Source organism: Mycobacterium sp. (assembly GCF_050700595.1).
Lineage (GTDB): Bacteria > Actinomycetota > Actinomycetes > Mycobacteriales > Mycobacteriaceae > Mycobacterium.
The window spans coordinates 21,728-39,563 of the sequence record NZ_JBOHHI010000058.1 but is presented as its reverse complement, the minus strand read 5'-3'; the positions used below and the strand labels follow the sequence as shown (position 1 = coordinate 39,563).

Genomic DNA, 17,836 nt, shown 5'->3' with positions numbered 1-17,836 from the left:
GACAAGATCACTCCGACAGCTGAAACTCCACCATCGCGGCCACCGAGTCGACGGCTTCGCGAAGCGCCGTCAGGCGCTGCGCCGCCGACGGTGCGGCAAGTACCGCGTAGCGGTCTGCCTGACCCATCGGCACCCGAGACGCCAACGCGTACAACCGCGTACCGGCGTCGTCGGAGCCGGAACCCAGCACCGCGTCGCGGCCGGGCAGCAGAACGCCACGCGCGGCCGCGATCCGCTCGAACAACGCCATCACCCGGTCTTCGACCTCGCGCAATTGAGCATCACTGACCGGATGACCCGGTTCGTCGGGCCAGGTCTGCACAATCGCCCGCGGGTAGGGATCGTCGGGCAGCCAGTCGCACACCCTGATCCGCTCGGCCATCCGGCAGCGCAGCGCAAACCGGCCCGAACCCCCGAGATCCACGCATTCGGTGATCCTGGCCAGGGCGCCGACGTCGCAGCGCGCATCACCGCCGCCGACCTCGCCACCGCGGGAGATCAGCACCACACCGAACCGGGGATCCGCGTCGCGCATGCAGTCCCGCACCAGCCCGGTGTAGCGCGGCTCGAAGATGCGCAGCGGAAGATCTTCGCCGGGCAGCAGCGCCGACTCGAGCGGAAACATCGCCAACTCCATGGCTAGATATCCAGCTCACCGACCAGCGCGTCGACCACCGCGCGCAGATCTCCGTCATGTTCCTCGGCGACCCGGCGCTGGCGCTGGTATGAGGCCCCTAACCGGGGGATGTCGGCGGCCGCGGCCAGCTCATCGGTGCAGTGCAGCGACTTGGCAACCGGCTCCAGGCGGTTGAGCAGATCGGACAGATCCTCGGTAACCAGCCGTTCGTTGCTGGCGGCGTCGAGGATGATCACCGCGTCGAGCCCGTAGCGGGCCGCCCGCCATTTGTTTTCCTGGACATGCCAGGGCGGCATGGTCGGTAGCGTCTCACCGGCGTCGAGCCTGCGGTCCAAATCAACGACCAGACAGTGTGTCAGCGCCACCAGCGCGCCAAGTTCACGCAAGTTCGACACTCCGTCACAGATCCGTACTTCCAGGGTGCCGAGGTGGGGTGAAGGTCTGATGTCCCAACGGATTTCGTCCATATGGTCGATGATGCCGGTCTTCTTCTGGTCGTAGACGAATCCCTCGAACTCGGCCCAGGTCTGGAAGTGAAACGGCAACCCGGCGGTCGGCAGCTGCTGAAACATCATCGCCCGATTGCTGGCGTATCCGGTGTCCTCGCCGCCCCACCACGGTGAGGACGCCGACAGCGCCAACAGATGCGGGTAGTACTGCAGCAGCGACGTCATGATCGGCATCACCTTGTGTGCCGACGACACTCCGACGTGCACGTGCACCCCCCAGATCAGCATCTGCCGTCCCCACCACTGGGTGCGCTTGATCAACTCGGCGTAGCGCGGTGCGTCGGTGAGCTTCTGGGTGGACCACCGCGCGAACGGGTGCGTGCCGGCACAGAACAGCTCCATGCCGCGGGCGCGGACGATCTGGCGCGCGGTGCCCAGCGTATCGCGGAGATCTTCCATCGCCTGGGCGGTGCAGTCACAGACACCGCTGACGATTTCGACGGTGTTGCGGAGCAATTCCTTGTGCACACGCGGGTTTTCGCCGATCTCGGCGATGACGGCGGTGGCTTCGTTGTTCAGGTCGCGGGTCTGCGCGTCGACGAGCGCGAATTCCCATTCGACGCCGACGCTCGGCCGGGCTGAGCCGGCGAAATCGATGTGGGCGGCTGTCCGGTTTACCGGCGTGCTAGCCGGCACCGATGACACCGCACGCCACCCGCTTGCCCGCGTCACCGGTGGACATCGTGGTCTGGTCGGGGCCGGGGGCACCGTTGACCTGGGTGTAGCGCTCTGGCGGGATGTTGGCGAAGTTGTCCGAACCGGCGTGAATCATCAGCGCGGTCCCGCTACCTGACATCAGGTCGTCCTTGGTGACCGTGTCGGTGGTGGTCACCAGCAGCGCGGCGCCGTCCTTGCGGACCTGCAGCGAGGTCAGGTCGCCGCTTTCCGGGTCCCCGGTATGCCCGGGCGCCTGGTAGTGCCCGCCGGCGGACAGGAAATCGCCCGGCGCGCCGCCGGTGGGGGCCACCGAGTTGGGCTCGCATTTGCCCACCTTGTGGATGTGCATGCCGTGGAATCCGGGGGTCAGCTGGCCGAGGCCGGTCGTCTGCACGGTGACGGTCACGTACCCGCTGTCGAACTCGAACTTGGCCGTCGCAACCGTGTCGCCGTTGGGTGCCTTCAGGTGGGTGGTCAGGCTCTCCGGCGGCACCGGGCCGCCTTCGGGCGGCGTGTTGGCCGGCGCCGACGACCCGGTCCAGATCGATGGTGTGGTCCCCGGCGATGTGGCCGGGGATTCGCCCGGCGGCGAACACGCGCTCAGGAGGCCGACCGGTGCGGTGAGTATCCCTAATGCGGTGGCTGCGACGGCCTTGCGGCGAGTGGCGGGCTTAAACATGGGAGACAGACTAGCCCGCGACGGCCACGATGACGCCGGGCGGCTGGTCGGCGAGGTCGGGGGTTCGCGGCTGCACCGGGGCTCCCAGCGCCTTGCCCACCGCGTCGGCGGTCTCACGCTCGCCGGGAGCATCGCTGTAGTACACCGTGGTGGTCGTGACGTCGGACAGGGACAGGTTTCCGACGTCTGTGACGTTGTAGCCGTCCGTCTTCAACCGGTCGGCGGTGCGCGCGGCGACACCCTCTTGGCCGGAGATGTTATATACCCGCACTTCGGCCTTCGGTGCGCCCGGCGCCGACGTCTTCGGCGGCATGGTGCTCGTCGACACGGTCGGCGCCGAAGAATCGTCGTTGTTGGATTTTCCGCTCGACCCCATCGCCTGGAAGCCGACCAGCAGGAAGATGACGCCGAGAAACAGCAGCACCATCACCATGGCTCGCAGCGGAAGCCCGGATGAGTCCGGAACGCGTTCGTTCATTTCAGGCCACTGTATCCAGGAGTTCGCCAGAACCGTTACAGGCGCTCGGGTCGGCCGAATCTCACGGGACGTCGAAGCCGAGCCGCCGCGCGGCCCGTGCCTTCTGCCGACTGGCACGCAGCCGCCGCAGCCGTTTCACCAACATCGGGTCGACCGCCAACGCCTCGGGCCGATCAACGAGCGCGTTGAGCACTTGGTAATAGCGCGTCGCCGACATCGAAAACAATTCTTTGATGGCTTCTTCTTTGGCGCCGGCGTATTTCCACCATTGCCGCTCGAATGCCAGAATGTCGTGTTCGCGGCGGGTCAGCCCATCGGTGATTTCAGAGTCGTCCCCCGATCGATTAGCCCGCGCCATGGCGCTGTCCATATCGCTTCCTCGACCCTTCCGGCGAATTCTCGAATGCTCGCTGTGTCGGCGAATATTCAACCATGCCTGCAAGTGTTGGCCGGTAACCCCGGCCCGCGAGTCGCTCAGCTGGTCAAATCGCTCGCCGCTTCGCGACACGCTTTAAGCTTGCCGACCATGGCTGTCGCACCGATTCGAATCGTGGGAGATCCGGTCCTGCGCACCCCTACTCAACCGGTGCCGGTGAGCGCCGACGGTTCACTGCCGGGCGACCTGAAGGATCTGATCACTACGCTGTACGACACGATGGACGCCGCCAATGGGGTCGGCTTGGCCGCCAATCAGATCGGCGTGGGGTTGCGGGTATTCACTTACGACTGCCCCGACGCCCACGGGCGGTCGGCGCGGCGTCGCGGCGTGGTCGTCAACCCGGTGCTGGAAATCTCCGAGGTGCCTGAGACCATGCCCGACCCGGACAACGACGACGAAGGGTGCCTGTCGGTGCCCGGCGAGTCGTTTCCGACCGGACGGGCAAAGTGGGCCCGGGCCACCGGACTCGACGCAGACGGCGGCCCGGTCGCGATCGAGGGCACCGGGTTGTTCGCGCGGATGCTGCAGCACGAGATCGGGCACCTGGACGGCCTCCTTTATCTGGAGCGGCTGATCGGCCGGCATGCCCGCGCCGCGAAGCGGGCGGTCAAATCGCACGGCTGGGGCGTTCCCGGATTGTCGTGGACACCCGGCGAAGGCCCGGATCCGTTCGCGCACTGATGGTCCCCCTGCCCAGCGTCGGCACCCGGGTGAGCGTGCGTTACCGCCGGCCGCCGGGGTCGGTGCCGGCATTGTCCGATGCGGTGGGCCATCTTCTGCAGGTCGACCCGGTGGTACGGGTCCAGACCCAGGCGGGCGACGTCGTCGAATTCGCCGCCGCCGACGTGCTGACGGTGCGCCGGCTAACCGATGTGCCGGTGCGCAATTCGCAGATCCGCGCGGTTGAGCACGCCGCGGCGCTGGCATGGCCCGGAGTGCGGCAGCAGTGGATTGACGGCTGGCTGCTGCGCGCCGGGCATGGGGCCACGATGCGCGCCAACTCGGCTGTGCCGCTGGAGATCAGCGCGTCGATGGCCACGGTGCCGACGATCGTGGACTGGTACCTGGCGCGCGACCTCACGCCGCGGCTGGCCGTCCCGGACCGGTTGATCCCGCTGGCGATCGACACACCGGTCGAATGCGAAACCCGCATGGTGGTCTGTGACCTGGCGAACGCCACGCTGGAGCAACCGTCAGACCCGAGCGTCACGCTGGCGTCACGTCCGAGCCGAGAATGGCTGCACTGCTACGCCCGTGACGTCCCGGTCGACGTGTTGACCGCCGTCGTCGACGGTGACGTCGTGTTCGGCATGCGCGCCGGCGTCGCTGTGGCCCGTGCGGCGGTCACCCGGGCACCGGACGGCACCCGTTGGGTCGGCCTGTCCGCGGTGCGAGTCGCCGACGACAACCGTCGCCAGGGTCACGGCACGGCGGTGTGCGCAGCACTACTGGCGTGGGGCACCGATCGCGGTGCGGTCCGCGGCTACGCACAAGTCGTCGACGGCAATACGGCCGCACTCGGCCTTTTCCACTCACTTGGGTTCACGTCGCAACACCGCTGCCGCTATCTGCAAGCCAATACGCTGTAGACATGCGGCTGGCGACCTGGAACGTCAACTCGATTCGCACGCGCCTTGATCGCGTTCTGGACTGGTTGGCCCGCGCCGAGGTCGACGTGTTGGCGATGCAGGAAACCAAATGCGCCGACGACCAGTTCCCCACGTTGCCGTTCTTCGAGCGCGGCTATGAGGTGGCGCATTGCGGGTTCAATCAGTGGAACGGCGTGGCGATCGCATCGCGGGTCGGGTTGGACGACGTCGAGGTCGGCTTCGGCGGCCAGCCGGGCTGGAGCAGCAAGCCGCGGGATGTGGCGGCCGCGGCGGAAGCCCGCGCGATAGCCGCCACCTGCGGCGGCGTGCGGGTATGGAGCCTGTACGTGCCCAACGGCCGCGCTCTGGACAATCCGCACTACACCTACAAGCTGAATTGGCTTGCCGCGCTGCGGGATACCGCTGCAGGTTGGTTGCGCGACGATCCCTCCGCGCAGATCGCACTGGTCGGTGACTGGAACATCGCGCCGACCGACGACGACATCTGGAGCGTCGAGTACTACCTGGGCCACACGCATGTCTCGGAGCCGGAACGCAAAGCGTTCAAGGCGATCGTCGACGCGCGATTCACCGACGTGGTGCGGCCTTTCACGCCGGGGCCCGCGGTTTACACCTACTGGGATTACACCCAGCTGAGCTTCCCCAAAGGCCGGGGTATGCGCATCGACTTCATCCTCGCCTCACCCGCACTGGCAAGGCGGGTCGTCGACGCCCAGATCGTCCGCGAGGAGCGCAAGGGCAAAGCTCCCAGCGATCACGCGCCGGTACTGGTCGACGTGCGCAGCAGTGAGGTGTCTTAGTCGGTCACCGACACGCAGGCTGTGGGTTCGCTGTGCGTTCTGTCCTGTTATTCCGTGACTTTGCCAGTTTGCGGGTATACAACTGTCACCAAGGGGGGAACAATGAACCTCAGGAGTCATGATGGGTGTCGTTGACGGCGCGGTGCGTAGCGTGAGCCGAACGGTGAGCCGTGCTGCGGAGATGACCACCGAGGCCGCAGGCGCGGTGGGGGGCGCCGCGGTCAACGGCATTGTCGGCGGGGTGACCGGCGTGGCGGCCGGTGTGCAGCGGGGTATCGGCAAGGGCAGTCACTCGATGCCGGCAGCCGCTTTGACCATCGGCGCGCTGGGCGTCACCGGACTGGTCGAGTGGCCGGTGCTGTTGGCTGTCGGCGGCGGTGCGTTGTTGTTGCGGCAGATGAGCCATCGGCAGAACGGCTCGCCCGCACCGTCAAAATCCGCACCGGCGAAGTCCGCGCCCACGAAGTCGACGCGGTCAACACGATCCGGGCCGCGGCGCAACTCTCCGCCCAGGCAGACAGCGGCACGGCAGTCGCGCGGCGCCCAGTCGCGCAGCCGTCGTTAGCTCCCCCGATTGAGTACTGTCGGATCCGTGCGACGATCCATGCCGCTGCGCGCGGTAACGATGGGCATCCAATCGTTGGGCTCCGTCGCGTCCACCGGTCTGAGCATTGCCGCCATTCCGGTTCGGGAAGGCGTCCGGGCGATGTCGGGCGAGCTGCCCGTCCCGCCGCCGCTGAGCCGGCATTGTTGGCAGGGCGATAACCGCGCGTGGATCGAGGTGCGTGGCCTGGACGGTCCGCATGCCGCCGAACGTGGTCGCGCGGTGCTCGACGCCGTCCGTGCGTATCCGGGGGTCGCCTCGGCGACCCTGAACCGCCCGTTGTCGCGGATCGTCGTCAACCTCGACGGCGATCGCGTGTCGTTGCGGGACCTGTGCAAGGTCGTCGATGACACAGAAAAGCAAGTAACGGGCTTCGCCCCGGGCACCGGCGCACAACGCAGCGACCGCTCCGCACGCCCGAAGCCGCTGCCCGGCGACGGCCTGCTGCTGGCAACCAAAGCGGTGGCGGTGGGCGCCACCGCCACCGGCATGGGTCTCGCGCTTGCCGGCCGGGCGCTGCGCTGGCCGGGATTACCCGCGAGCGTGGAAGCGGCCGTGGCGGTCGTGGACTACCAACCCCGGTTGCGCCGGCTGCTCGAGGACCGGATCGGCCACCCGGCGACCGACACCGTGCTGACCGTTGCCATGACCGCCGCGCACGTCGTCTCGCTCTCACCGGCGTCGCTGGCGGTGGACCTGATGATGGAGACGGTCAAGGCGGCCGAATGCCGCGCCGAAGCGCAAGCGTGGCGCCGGTACGAGCCGGCGCTGGCCGCCCACGCCGACCATCCGGATACCTATCCGCCGACGCGCCCGATACCGGCTCCGGAGGGACTGGTTGAACGCCACGCTCGGCGCAGCGCCCTGGTGCAGGCCGTTGGTGCCGTGGTGGTCGGTGCGACCACCCGCAGCATCGACATGGCGTCGACGGCGGCATTGGTCGCCGCACCGAAGGCGATGCGCACCACTCGCGAGTCGTTCGCCGCGACCCTCGGCCAGGGGCTGGCCGATCAGCATGCGGTGTTGCCGTTGCGGCCGGAGAGTCTGCGCCGGCTTGACCGGGTCGATGCGCTGCTCATCGACCCGAGGGTGTTGTGTACCGACGCCCTGCGGGTGGTGCGGGTCCGCGGCGTCCGCGACGACGAGCTGACCGCGGCATGGAACCGCGCGCACGTGTTGCTCGACCACGCCGATCTGCGGTCGGGCTGGCACCCGGTCGCCGGCATCCCGGGCCGACGAGCGGGCTCGACGGTCGAGGCGCTGATCTGTCCGGCACACGACCCGCTCGCCACCGCTGTGCTGGCCGAGGCGCGCCGGTGCGAGCTGGATCTGATCTCCGTCGACGTCGACGTGCTCGGCGAGCTGTGTCCCGCATTCGACGAGCTGCGATCGCTGAACGACAAGTCGGTCGACGATGCGCTCACCGCCACGCTGGCCGACCTGCAGCAGTCAGGCCGCATCGTCGCGGTGTTGTCGTCGGACGGCGCACAAGCGCTCTCCTCGGCCGACCTGGGGCTGGGCGTCATGCCTAACTCCGATGTCGCACCGCCGCCGTGGACTGCGGATCTGATACTGACCGATCTTGCGGGCGCCTGGCGGGTGCTGCATGCGCTGCCCGCGGCCAGGTCGGCGAGCCGGCGCGGGGTGGAGATATCCGTCGGCGCGTCGGCGCTCGGTGCGCTGTTCATGCTGCCGGGTGTTCGCGGCCGGGGACCCGGCCCGGTCACCACCGGCGCGGCGGCCGGTCTGTTCTCCGGCTACTTGCTGGCCCGCGGGGTGGTGCGGGCGCCTGCTCCGCTGCCGGCTCCGGTCCACGAGTGGCACGCGATGTCGGTCGAACAGGTCCGCAAGATGTTGCCCCCGCCGGACTCCGCCGAATCGGCCGAGCCCGGCCGTCGGCCGCTGGCCGCGCGCGCACTGGGGACGGCCCAACGCGGTGCGGAGATAACCGGACGACCAAGTAGAGCGGTGTGGCAGTTCCTCAGAGCCGTGCGCGCCGAGTTGTCCGATCCGTTGACTCCGGTGCTGGCGCTCGGCTCGGCGGCCAGCGCGGTGCTGGGTTCGCCGGTCGACGCCGTGCTGGTCGGCTCGGTGCTCAGCGGCAACGCCGTGCTCGCCGCCAGCCAGCGCCTGCGCGCCGAGAGCCGCCTCAACGAGCTGCTGGCCCAGCAGATCCCGCCGGCCCGGAAGGTGACGACCGGCCCCGACGGCGCGCCGGTATACACCGACGTCGTCGCGGCGCAGCTGCGGCCCGGCGACGTGATCGAGGTGCGAACCCACGAGGTGGTTCCCGCCGACGCGCGGCTGATCGAGGAAGACGACCTCGAGGTCGACGAATCGACGCTCACCGGCGAGTCGCTGCCGGCGGAAAAGCAGATCGAGGCCACACCCGGCGTCGAGCTGGCCGAGCGCCGCTGCATGCTGTACGGGGGCACCACCGTCGTGGCGGGCTCGGCGGTGGCGCTGGTGACCGCGGTCGGCGCCGACACCCAGGAGCGCCGCGCGGCGGAACTGGCGTCCGGCGAGCTGCCCACCATCGGGCTGCAACATCAGCTGAGCCAACTCACCAACCGCGCGTTCCCGGTCAGCATGGCGGGCGGCGCACTGGTCAGCGTGCTGGGGTTGTTGCGCCGCACCGGGCTGCGCCAGGCGGTGGCCAGCGGCATCGCCGTCACCGTGGCGGCGGTCCCCGAAGGCATGCCGCTGGTGGCGACCCTCGCGCAAGCGGCGTCGGCGCGACGGCTGACAAAATTCGGCGCGTTGGTGCGCATCCCGCGCTCGGTGGAGGCGCTCGGCCGGGTGGACGTCGTCTGCTTCGACAAGACCGGGACGCTGTCCGAGAACCGCCTGCGAGTCGCACAGGTGCATCCACTGGCGGGATATTCCGCCGAGGACGTGTTGCGCTACGCGGCGCATGCGGCGCCGATCGCCAACGGCGCGCCGCAGGTGCATGCCACCGACCGGGCCATCATCGAGGCGGCGTTGGCCACGAACGGCTCGGCTCCCTCCGCAGAACCCGACGCCCACCTGCCGTTCCGTTCCGGTCGGTCGTTTTCGGCCTCGGTGTCGGGCGACGAGCTGACCGTCAAGGGCGCGCCGGAAGTGGTGCGGGCCGCTTGCGGAGACACCCGCCCCGGCATCGACCCGAGGGTGGCTGAGTTGGCGGCCGGCGGGTTGCGGGTGATCGCGGTGGCACGACGCCAGCTGACCCCGGAGCAGGCTCAGGCGGTGCAGGACGATGAGGACGCCATCGACGATTTGTGCGACGACGGATTGTCGCTGGCCGGGTTCGTCGGGCTTTCCGACACCCCGCGCCCCCAAGCGCCGGAGCTGCTGGCGAATTTGCGCCAGCGAGAGGTGGATATCCGGCTGATCACCGGTGATCACCCGATTACCGCCACCGCGATCGCTGCCGAACTGGGCATGCCGGTCACCCCGGAGCAGGTCATCACCGGCGCGCAGTGGGATGCCATGTCGCGCAAGGAGCAAGAGCGCGTCGTCGCCGAGCGGGTGATCTTCGCCCGGATGTCACCGGAGAACAAGGTGCAGATCGTGCAGACGCTGGAACGTGCCGGGCGGGTGTGCGCGATGGTCGGGGACGGCTCCAACGACGCCGCCGCCATCCGGGCCGCCACCGTCGGCCTCGCCGTCGTCGCGGGCGGCAGCGACCCGGCCCGCACCGCCGCCGACGTGGTGCTGGTCGATGGCCGCATCGAGGCGCTGCTGCACGCCATCGAAGAAGGTCGTGAACTCTGGCGACGGGTGCAGGCGGCGGTGTCGGTGCTGCTCGGCGGCAATGCCGGCGAGGTGGGCTTCGCCGTCATCGGCAGCGCGATCACCGGGCGCTCGCCGCTGAATACCCGACAGCTGCTGTTGGTGAACATGCTGACCGACGCGCTGCCGGCCGCCGCGCTCGCCGTGAGTCCGACGACCGGTTCGGGCGACCGCGACGGACGTGGTCCCGATCAGCGCGCGCTGTGGCGCGCGGTGGCGATCCGCGGCGCGACGACGGCGGCCGCCGCAACCGCTGCCTGGACCATGGCCGGCTTCACCGGCCGACCGCAGCGCGCGTCCACGGTGGCATTGGTCGCGCTGGTGGGTGCCCAGCTGGGTCAAACCGTGCTCGACTCGCACGCCCCGCTGGTGGTGTTCACTGCCGCCGGCTCACTGGTCGTGATGGGAACAGTGATCAGCATTCCAGGGGTCAGCCAACTGCTCGGCTGTACGCCGCTGGGGCCCGTCGCCTGGGCGCAGGGGCTGGGAGCAGCCGGAGTGGCAACCGTCGCGTTGGCCGCCGCGAACCGGCTGCTGTCTGATCGGCGCTCCGAGTCTGATCAGCCTGAGCCTGCTCAACCTCCACAACGCCGGCGCGCCACAGCACCGCGTACAACTCGATCACCGGAGCAGTCAGCACGCAAGCCAGCGCTGCGGCTAGTGGGTCAGCCAGAGCATCAGTCGTCGACATACGTCCGACACTGACGGCAGCACTCGGCGCGGCGGCAAATCCTTCGTTACGGAAAGGCAAATGATGGTGGAAAAGAAGTCGCGCCGCAGCACTTCCCAGCGCGTGGCGGTCGAACACGTTCGCGAAGGCGAAACGTTCTTCATCAATCTGCCTATGGTGGGACAGGTGGAAATTCCGCGGCCCGAGCAGCTGGCCTACTACGGCGGGCTGGCGGCATTGGCCGCATTTGAGCTGATCGACTGGCCCGTCGCGCTGGTTATCGCGACCGGACACATCCTGGCCAGTAACCACCACAACCGGCTTCTCGAGGAACTCGGCGAAGCCATGGAGGAGATTTAGCCTCGATCTTTCGTGAGTGAGCTCGGACCGGTGGTGTCTGGGCTGGCTTTGGTGTCGGGGTGTTTGGTGCGTGGGTGGTTGCCGGCGCTGTGTCGCCGGCTCTCCTGTGGTCCTTGGTCGTCGGTGCTGTGGGTCGGGGTCAGGCGAGTGCTACGAGGCGTTGGTGGCCGCTGGTGATCAGTTCGGTCCAGGGCCATCGCTTCGAGAGGCGCAAGATGCGGCGGCGGCTGGTGGTGATCAGACGCGCGGCGATGGACAGCAGTCGCAGTCGCAGGCGTTTGGGTTCCCAAGTTCGGGCGGGTAGGTCATGCCAGGCCAGTATCTGGGTCCAGGTGAGTAATTCGTAGGCCAGACAGGCTAATTCGAGCCAGATCTGGTTCTTGGCGAAGGCCTGTAGTGGCATGTTGGTCATCCCGGTGTCCTTGAGTCCGCGGATGCGGTCTTCGGCGCGAGCGCGCAGCCGGTGGCGGACCTCCAGATCGGCGATCCGGCCGCCGACGGTGTTGGTGGCGAACACGGTGATGCGCCAGCCGTCGTCGTCGGTGATGTGCAGCTGGGCGCCGGGGTGCGGGCGTTCGCGGCGGGCGATGATGCGCATCCCGGGCGGCCACCCGGTGAAGGTGGCCGGCATCCACCTGCTCAGCTCGGCGACCTGGGCGCCGGCGCGGGGGCGCCCGTCGGTATCCAGTGCGGCCCGCCAGGCCTGCTTGGGTAGCGCGGCCAACGCGTCTTGCACGGGTTGGCGCGCCGAGAATCCCACTGAGTAGGCCAACCCCAGGGTGGTGATGTGCCACAGCAGCGGCTGCACGCCGGCGCCGGAGTCGCCGCGCACCAGCACCCGCTCGCGCAGCGTTTCGGGCAGCTGGTCCAGTGCGGCGTCGAGTACCGTGATCTGGTCGGCGGCGGTGTTGGCGTTGGCCCGCCCGGGACGCAGCATGGCGGCCAGCGGCTCGCCGGTGCCGCCGTCGCCGTGGTCAACAAAGGCCAGAAGAGGGTGAAACCCGAAGCCACGCTTGAAGTTCGGCGTCGCACCTTCCTTCTCCGAGTGTGCGCTGATCAGGGTGGCATCCAGATCAATGATCACCGGGCCGGCAAGCGCGACCGGCGAGCAGTGACCCCAGACCTTGGCTCGCGCAGCAGCCCGTGCTCGGCGGATCGCGGTGATCACCGCCGCCGAATCCTCACCCAAGGTGTCGATGAGCCGGCTGATCGTAGGGTCAGAGGCCACCATGCCGAACAACTCCGGCTGGGCGCGCACCAGCGCAGCATCAGCCAGGCAATCACCGCCGAGCGCGATCGTCACCGCCAGATCCAGCACCGTCTTGCCCGGATCATGCATCGATCGCGCCAGCCGCCACGGCCTCAACACGCGTGAGAGCTCCTCGGACAGGCCGCTGACCTGGGCAGACTTCAACAACAACGCCGCACCGGCCGACGAAATCAACGACTCGCCGCCCGATTCAACACCAACTGCACCACAACGGTTACGCTTCACCTACGGAGTGCCTTTCAGCTATCCGGAAATTGGACCTTCGGCAAGGCCATTTTCCCTTGCTGGACAGGCACTTCCGTGCATCACACGCCGAACAATCACACCATCATCGACTCAACCACGAAAGATCGAGGTTAGCCCTCCACCACCCGGTCGAACCGCAGCGTGAGCCGCGTGCCCTGACTGGTGCGGGTGGTGTCGACGTGATCGGCGAGCCCGTTGATCAGGGTGAGCCCGCGTCCGCGCTGCAGGACGCGCAGGCTGGCCGAAGAATCCCCCGTCCACCGGCCGGCGTCACTGATGGTCGTGATGACGCTGTCGCCGTGCAGGAACGCCTCGATCGACACGGTGCTGCCCGGCTCATCGCGGCTGCCGTGTTCGACGGCGTTGGTGACCGCTTCCCCGGTGGCCAGCACGATGTCGGCAGCACGGCGCGGACCGGCCTCGATGCCGGTGAGCCAGCAGCCGAGCCGGTGCCGCGCGTCGGCGATACAGGCCGACGTGGCGGGCAACACGGTGACGAAACTGCGCGCCGTGCTGTGGGCGGCCCGTAACGCCAACACGACGACGTCGTCGGTGTAGCCGCCGGGTGGGCGCATCCGGCCGAGCAGTGCCGCGCACACGTCGCCCACCGGCAGATCCGCGCAGTGGGCGGCAGCGCCCTGCAGCCGCACGAATCCCTGATCGAGGGACTCCCCCGGTCGCTCGATCAGCCCGTCGGTGTAGAGCAGCACCAGGCTGCCCGGCGACAGTTCGCGGGTCGCGGTGTTGTGATGGCGGTGGTTTTCCCAGGCCGCCACCGGCGGACGGCGGCCGTCCGTCAGGAAGGCCGGCGACTGCCCGGGCCCCACTACCAGTGGATACGGGTGGCCCGCGCAGGCATAGCGGAGGTTGACGACTCCGTCGTCCCCGGTGGCTTCGGTGTCGATGACGACGTAGCTGACCGTGGCGCAGCGGGCACCGCGGACCGACGTTGCGTACCGGTCCAGTGCGGTGAGCACCGCGGCAGGATCGGGGTCGGTGAGCGCGGTCGCGGCCACGACGGCCCGCAGCCTGCTCATCACGGTCGCGGCCTGCAGGCCGTGTCCGACCACGTCACCGACCGATACGGCGACCTGTCCCGGGCGGTCCAACGGGGTGACCAGATACCAGTCGCCGCCGACCCGCATCGCCTCGCCGGCCGGTTGATACACCGCGGCCACGACGGCGGCGGTCGACCCGCGGTCCAGATCGAGCAGGTGCTCTTGGAAGTCGACCGCGATCCGGTGTTCACGTTGCATGTTGCGCATCCGGTCGACGGCCGATTGGGTCATCTCGGCAATACGCGCGGCCGTACCGAGTTCCGCGGGATCGAACTGTCGCGGCGTGGGCCACAACAACCCCAGAGAACCGATGACGCGTCCGTCATGGCCGCGCAACGGCTGGCTGATGCATGCCCGCACGCTGTATGCCGTCGCCTGCACCACGTGCTGGTAGCGCTGGTCGAGGCTGAACGTGTCGGTGACGACCATCGGCTCACCGGTCTTGATGACGTCGACCGGCACCAGCGGCGTGTCCAGTGCGACCACGTGGTAGCGGTCGCGGAATTCGGTGGGCACGAAACCGGCGTATTCGAACCGGACGTTTTTCTCTTCGGCGTCGAGCACACCGAGCGAGACGACGGTGCCATCGCCCGACAGCAGCGGACAATCCTGCAGCGCCTCGGCGACCGCGGTGACCGAATCGGCGGCCTGCAAAGCTGCGTTGAGCTGCGCAAAATCAAGAGCAGCGCGCGCCTGCACGTCACCGGCTTGCCGATTGGCCCGGTCGCGAGCGGTGGCGGACAATCGTGCGGCGAGCCGGTCGACCAGTTCCTGGGAGCGAAACGGTTTGGGCAGATAGTCGTCGGCGCCGCCGGCGTAGCCTTCGCGGACGGCCTCCGCGCCGGCCCGGGCCGACAGCATCAGGACCGGGGTGCCCGCCAGCTCAGGGTCGGCGCGAATGGCCGCGACGAAGTCGAACCCGTCGAGCAGGGGCATCATCACATCGCTCACCACGGCGTCGGGCCGAAGCTCACGGGTGGTCTGCAGGGCGGCCTCACCGTCGGCGACGAGGACCGTTCTCCAGTGCGGTGACAGCACCTGCTTCAGATGGGCGCGCATGTCGGCGTTGTCGTCGGCGATCAGCACCAACTCGCGACCGTCGTCGTCGGGCACAGCGCCGGTCGGCCGTGCTGCCAACCACTGACTGGCTTCGGCGACGTACGGGTTGTCGTCCAGTCCGGCCGGTGCGTGGTCGATAGGGGTGCCGGCGACCGACCGGGGCACACAGATGGTGACGGTGGTGCCACCATCGAGTTCGCTGTCGATTTGCAGGGTGCCGTGCTGCAGCTCGACGAGCCCGCGAACCAGCGACAGCCCGATCCCGGTGCCCTCCACACTGCGGCCGCGTGCGGTGTCAGCGCGGAAGAAGCGTTGGCCCAGCCGTTTGAGATCCGCCTCGGCGATGCCGATTCCGGTGTCGCGGATGCTGATCCCGCATCGGTCCGATTGCCCGGCTCCTCCTCGGGCCGCTGCACGGCCCGCATCGTCGCCGGGCGGGTCCGATTCATCGCGCACCTCAACCGAAATCGTGCCGTCCAGCGTGTATTTGACCGCGTTGGACAGCAGGTTGAGCACGATGGTTTCCCACATGGCCGGATCGATGTCGGCCAGCGCCGGGCGGCAGTCCAGGACGAGATCGAGGCCGGCCCGCTGACACAGTTCGCTGAACGACGACGCGATGTGCGCCGTCAGCGCACCGACATCGGTGCATACCAGATTGGGGGTCGCGCGACCGGCTTCGATCTGGGAGAAATCAAGCAACGAGTCGACCAGACGCAGCAGGCGCCGCGCATTCCGCCGCGCGGTGCGCAGCCGATGCGTCAGCAGCGCATCCGTGTGATCCTCGGACAGCGCATCGTCGAGCGGACCCATCAGCAGGGTCAGCGGGGTGCGGAACTCGTGGCTGACATTGGCCAAGAAGGCCGTCTTCGCTCGGTCCAGCTCGGCCAGCGCATCAGCTCGCTGTCGCTGCTGCGCATAGGAGACAGCCGAGACCAGCGCCGAGGTCAACTGGTCGGCCAGCAACTGAACAAAGCCGCGGTACTGGGCATTCAACGGGCAGCGCGGGTTCGTTCCGACGACGAGCGCCCCGGCGGCCGAGCCCTCCTCATCAAGCGGCACCACCAGTGCCTGATCCGGGCAATCGACACCCAAGACATCATCGATACCGTCGATGACCGACGCCAACTCGTCGACGGCGTGCGCCTCGGCCCGGGGTTGGCTCATCGGATCCCAATCGGTCAACTCCGAAAGCGTTCGCGGCAGCAGCGGCAGCACCGATGGCGTCGCGCCCCGTAGCGTGGGATCCCCGTCGCCGACGTACGCGGCGACGAAGGGCAGATCCGCCGGCTGGTCGGCGCAGACTGCGACCGCAGCCGCCACCGCGTCGTCGATCGTGCGAGTTTCCATGGTCGCGGATGCCACCGCATTGAGCAGGTGCAGGCGTCGTTCGCTCAGCACCCGTTCGGTGGTTTCGGTGACCGCGCAGAAGATCCCGTAGACGTCTCCGCTGATGTCTAGCAACGGGCTATAGGTAAACGTGAAGTACCGTTCCCGCCGGCGATCACCGGTCATGATCGGCAGCATCAAGTCGGCGGACCAGGTCGCCTCCCCGCTGGCGATGACACCGGCGAGCATCGGATGGATCGATTCCCAGATGTCCCACCACACGTACCGGGCGCGCTGGCCCAATGCGGCCGGGTGCTTGTCGCCCAGCATTGGAATGTAGCCGTCGTTGTACACCAAAAACAGGTCCTCGGCCCCGAACCACAACACGATGGGAAACCGCGACGTCAACGCGGATGCCACCGCGCCACGCATCTCGGCCGGCCACTCCGTCGGTGGACCCAACGGGTGCGCGGCCCAGTCGAATTCGGCGAACAGCCGACCCATCTCACCGCCCAGCGCGACCGCTGCGGCGAGGTCGGGTGGCAGGGTCAGTGAGTCGGTCACGGTCCCTTCTCGGGGCGTCCCTGCGCGTCGGCCTGCGTGGGATAGAGCTGCAGGACGTTGTCCAGGTCCGTCACTTCGATCGGGCGAATCACCAGGTCGTTGTCGGCAACCACCCGTACCGATACCCCGGCTTCGATCCCTTGCCGATGGCAATCGAGTATCGCGTTCAGGCCCGCGCTGCCGAAGTAGGTCAACGCCTGCAGGTTGATGATCAGCAGTCGCGCCGGATGGGCCGTGGCCTCGTGCAGCGCGGTACCGAGCTGCGAAACGAGCTCGTGGACGGTGCTAGAATCCACCTCGCCCTTGGCGCGTACGACGACCGCGTCTGAAAGAACCTCGCAGTCGACCGCCAACAACTTCATCGGTTCACCCGCTTCGATACGTCCGGCCTTGGCGGATCGAGCCTAACGTGACCACCGGCCTAGGTGTCGGGGTCGGTGGGCAAACGTTGATGGACTGTCAGCAACAGATGATCGAACGCACTTTGGACTTCCGCCGACGGCGGCGGCAGGGTCACCACGTCGGTGACCAACTGCGCGGCCAGCGCTCGCAGCTTGGTGTTGGTCTCCTGCGAGCGCCAGCGCAGCACACCGAAGGCTTGATCGGCATTAACCCGGTAGATCGCCATCAGCACACCCTTGGCCTGTTCGATCACTGCGCGAGCCTCGACCAAATCCGGCAAGGCTTCGTCGAGAAGGTCCTGACGGGTCTCGTTGAAGGTGTCGGTGAGGTCGATGTAATAACCCTCGGTTCCCACCACCGCACCGGTCTCGTCGGTCATCCGGTCAGCGACCACGATCGCGTCGTGCACCCCGCCGGCGGTGTCGACGAACCGGTGACGGCTGGAAAACGACTGCTTCGAATACAACGCGCGGTCGAGAAGCTCCTGGACGTGGGCCCGGTCGTCGGGATGCTTGTGGGATAGCAATAGTTCCGTCGTCGGTACCACCGACCCGGGCTCATAGCCGTGCATCCGAGCCACCTCGTCGGACCATTCCCAGCGCTGACCGACGAACCAGAACCGGAACGTACCCACGTTGGCGGCGTGCTCGGCGCCGACGGCCACTGGTTGCGCATGCACGGTAGAAATCAT

Annotated in this window: 15 protein-coding genes and 1 pseudogene; 6 read left to right on the top strand and 10 right to left on the bottom strand. The window is 68.1% G+C overall.

All coding sequences use genetic code 11. From position 1 onward, the window contains the following. Window positions 1-7: 7 nt before the first annotated feature. From ACRDTL_RS05455 to ACRDTL_RS05435, 5 genes are all read right to left on the bottom strand, one after another. Entirely contained in the window at window positions 8-637 is a 630-nt protein-coding gene (locus tag ACRDTL_RS05455) for an LON peptidase substrate-binding domain-containing protein (protein ID WP_431505699.1), read from the bottom strand. Window positions 638-639: 2 nt separating this feature from the next. Then, window positions 640-1,791, bottom strand: a complete 1,152-nt coding sequence (locus tag ACRDTL_RS05450) for a glutamate--cysteine ligase (protein ID WP_431505756.1) — start codon at window positions 1,789-1,791, stop codon at window positions 640-642. Next, the gene (sodC, locus tag ACRDTL_RS05445) at window positions 1,772-2,482 is read right to left on the bottom strand and encodes a superoxide dismutase[Cu-Zn] (RefSeq protein ID WP_431505698.1); all 711 of its coding nucleotides are present in this window, start codon (window positions 2,480-2,482) and stop codon (window positions 1,772-1,774) included. Before sodC ends, ACRDTL_RS05450 begins: the two co-directional genes overlap by 20 nt. 10 nt (window positions 2,483-2,492) lie before the next feature. Further along, a complete protein-coding gene (locus tag ACRDTL_RS05440) occupies window positions 2,493-2,960 on the bottom strand; it encodes a LytR C-terminal domain-containing protein (protein WP_431505697.1) in 468 nt (155 codons plus the stop codon). A 61-nt stretch (window positions 2,961-3,021) separates the two neighbouring features. Continuing rightward, window positions 3,022-3,330, bottom strand: coding sequence for a DUF3263 domain-containing protein (locus ACRDTL_RS05435; RefSeq protein WP_431505696.1), 309 nt, complete (start codon window positions 3,328-3,330; stop codon window positions 3,022-3,024). 156 nt (window positions 3,331-3,486) lie between these two features. Between ACRDTL_RS05435 and ACRDTL_RS05430 the strand changes: the two genes are divergently transcribed. The 5 genes and pseudogenes from ACRDTL_RS05430 to ACRDTL_RS05410 all read left to right on the top strand — a co-directional run. Then, window positions 3,487-4,080, top strand: a complete 594-nt coding sequence (locus ACRDTL_RS05430; RefSeq protein ID WP_431505695.1) for a peptide deformylase — start codon at window positions 3,487-3,489, stop codon at window positions 4,078-4,080. Beyond that, the gene (locus ACRDTL_RS05425; RefSeq protein WP_431505694.1) at window positions 4,080-4,988 is read left to right on the top strand and encodes an N-acetylglutamate synthase, CG3035 family; all 909 of its coding nucleotides are present in this window, start codon (window positions 4,080-4,082) and stop codon (window positions 4,986-4,988) included. Before ACRDTL_RS05430 ends, ACRDTL_RS05425 begins: the two co-directional genes overlap by 1 nt. 2 nt (window positions 4,989-4,990) lie before the next feature. Beyond that, a complete protein-coding gene (locus ACRDTL_RS05420) occupies window positions 4,991-5,809 on the top strand; it encodes an exodeoxyribonuclease III (RefSeq protein WP_431505693.1) in 819 nt (272 codons plus the stop codon). Window positions 5,810-5,930: 121 nt separating this feature from the next. Then, on the top strand, window positions 5,931-6,374 hold the full coding sequence (locus ACRDTL_RS05415; protein WP_431505692.1) for a hypothetical protein: 444 nt from the start codon (window positions 5,931-5,933) through the stop codon (window positions 6,372-6,374). Between the two features lie 39 nt (window positions 6,375-6,413). Continuing rightward, window positions 6,414-10,646: pseudogene (locus tag ACRDTL_RS05410) on the top strand (HAD-IC family P-type ATPase); the annotation flags it as partial. On the opposite strand, the gene ACRDTL_RS05405 reads toward ACRDTL_RS05410, so the two are convergent. Further along, window positions 10,618-10,878, bottom strand: coding sequence for an Rv1535 domain-containing protein (locus tag ACRDTL_RS05405; RefSeq protein ID WP_431505755.1), 261 nt, complete (start codon window positions 10,876-10,878; stop codon window positions 10,618-10,620). The pseudogene ACRDTL_RS05410 and the gene ACRDTL_RS05405 sit on opposite strands and share 29 nt — an antisense overlap. Before the next feature lie 63 nt (window positions 10,879-10,941). On the opposite strand from ACRDTL_RS05405, the gene ACRDTL_RS05400 reads away from it, so the two are divergent. Continuing rightward, window positions 10,942-11,217, top strand: a complete 276-nt coding sequence (locus tag ACRDTL_RS05400) for a hypothetical protein (protein ID WP_431505754.1) — start codon at window positions 10,942-10,944, stop codon at window positions 11,215-11,217. Window positions 11,218-11,356: 139 nt separating this feature from the next. Here ACRDTL_RS05400 and ACRDTL_RS05395 read toward each other — a convergent pair whose 3' ends face one another. From ACRDTL_RS05395 to ACRDTL_RS05380, 4 genes are all read right to left on the bottom strand, one after another. Further along, entirely contained in the window at window positions 11,357-12,712 is a 1,356-nt protein-coding gene (locus tag ACRDTL_RS05395) for an IS1380 family transposase (protein ID WP_431505691.1), read from the bottom strand. A 131-nt stretch (window positions 12,713-12,843) separates the two neighbouring features. Beyond that, window positions 12,844-16,743: a SpoIIE family protein phosphatase gene (locus ACRDTL_RS05390; RefSeq protein ID WP_431505690.1), complete on the bottom strand. Its 3,900-nt coding sequence runs from the start codon at window positions 16,741-16,743 to the stop codon at window positions 12,844-12,846. After that, window positions 16,740-17,105 carry an STAS domain-containing protein gene (locus tag ACRDTL_RS05385; RefSeq protein ID WP_431505689.1) on the bottom strand — a complete coding sequence of 122 codons (366 nt, stop codon included), beginning with the start codon at window positions 17,103-17,105 and terminating at the stop codon, window positions 16,740-16,742. The genes ACRDTL_RS05390 and ACRDTL_RS05385 overlap by 4 nt, the downstream gene beginning before the upstream one ends. 59 nt (window positions 17,106-17,164) lie before the next feature. After that, window positions 17,165-17,836 carry a PAS and ANTAR domain-containing protein gene (locus ACRDTL_RS05380; protein ID WP_431505688.1) on the bottom strand — a complete coding sequence of 224 codons (672 nt, stop codon included), beginning with the start codon at window positions 17,834-17,836 and terminating at the stop codon, window positions 17,165-17,167.

Bases quoted from the DNA above. Each gene is read 5' to 3' on its own strand.
- ACRDTL_RS05455 (WP_431505699.1), bottom strand. From the start codon at position 637: ATGGAGTTGGCGATGTTTCCGCTCGAGTCGGCGCTGCTGCCCGGCGAA.
- sodC (WP_431505698.1), bottom strand. From the start codon at position 2,482: ATGTTTAAGCCCGCCACTCGCCGCAAGGCCGTCGCAGCCACCGCATTA.
- ACRDTL_RS05440 (WP_431505697.1), bottom strand. From the start codon at position 2,960: ATGAACGAACGCGTTCCGGACTCATCCGGGCTTCCGCTGCGAGCCATG.
- ACRDTL_RS05435 (WP_431505696.1), bottom strand. From the start codon at position 3,330: ATGGACAGCGCCATGGCGCGGGCTAATCGATCGGGGGACGACTCTGAA.
- ACRDTL_RS05430 (WP_431505695.1), top strand. From the start codon at position 3,487: ATGGCTGTCGCACCGATTCGAATCGTGGGAGATCCGGTCCTGCGCACC.
- ACRDTL_RS05425 (WP_431505694.1), top strand. From the start codon at position 4,080: ATGGTCCCCCTGCCCAGCGTCGGCACCCGGGTGAGCGTGCGTTACCGC.
- ACRDTL_RS05420 (WP_431505693.1), top strand. From the start codon at position 4,991: ATGCGGCTGGCGACCTGGAACGTCAACTCGATTCGCACGCGCCTTGAT.
- ACRDTL_RS05415 (WP_431505692.1), top strand. From the start codon at position 5,931: ATGGGTGTCGTTGACGGCGCGGTGCGTAGCGTGAGCCGAACGGTGAGC.
- ACRDTL_RS05405 (WP_431505755.1), bottom strand. From the start codon at position 10,878: ATGTCGACGACTGATGCTCTGGCTGACCCACTAGCCGCAGCGCTGGCT.
- ACRDTL_RS05400 (WP_431505754.1), top strand. From the start codon at position 10,942: ATGGTGGAAAAGAAGTCGCGCCGCAGCACTTCCCAGCGCGTGGCGGTC.
- ACRDTL_RS05385 (WP_431505689.1), bottom strand. From the start codon at position 17,105: ATGAAGTTGTTGGCGGTCGACTGCGAGGTTCTTTCAGACGCGGTCGTC.
- ACRDTL_RS05380 (WP_431505688.1), bottom strand. From the start codon at position 17,836: ATGATTTCTACCGTGCATGCGCAACCAGTGGCCGTCGGCGCCGAGCAC.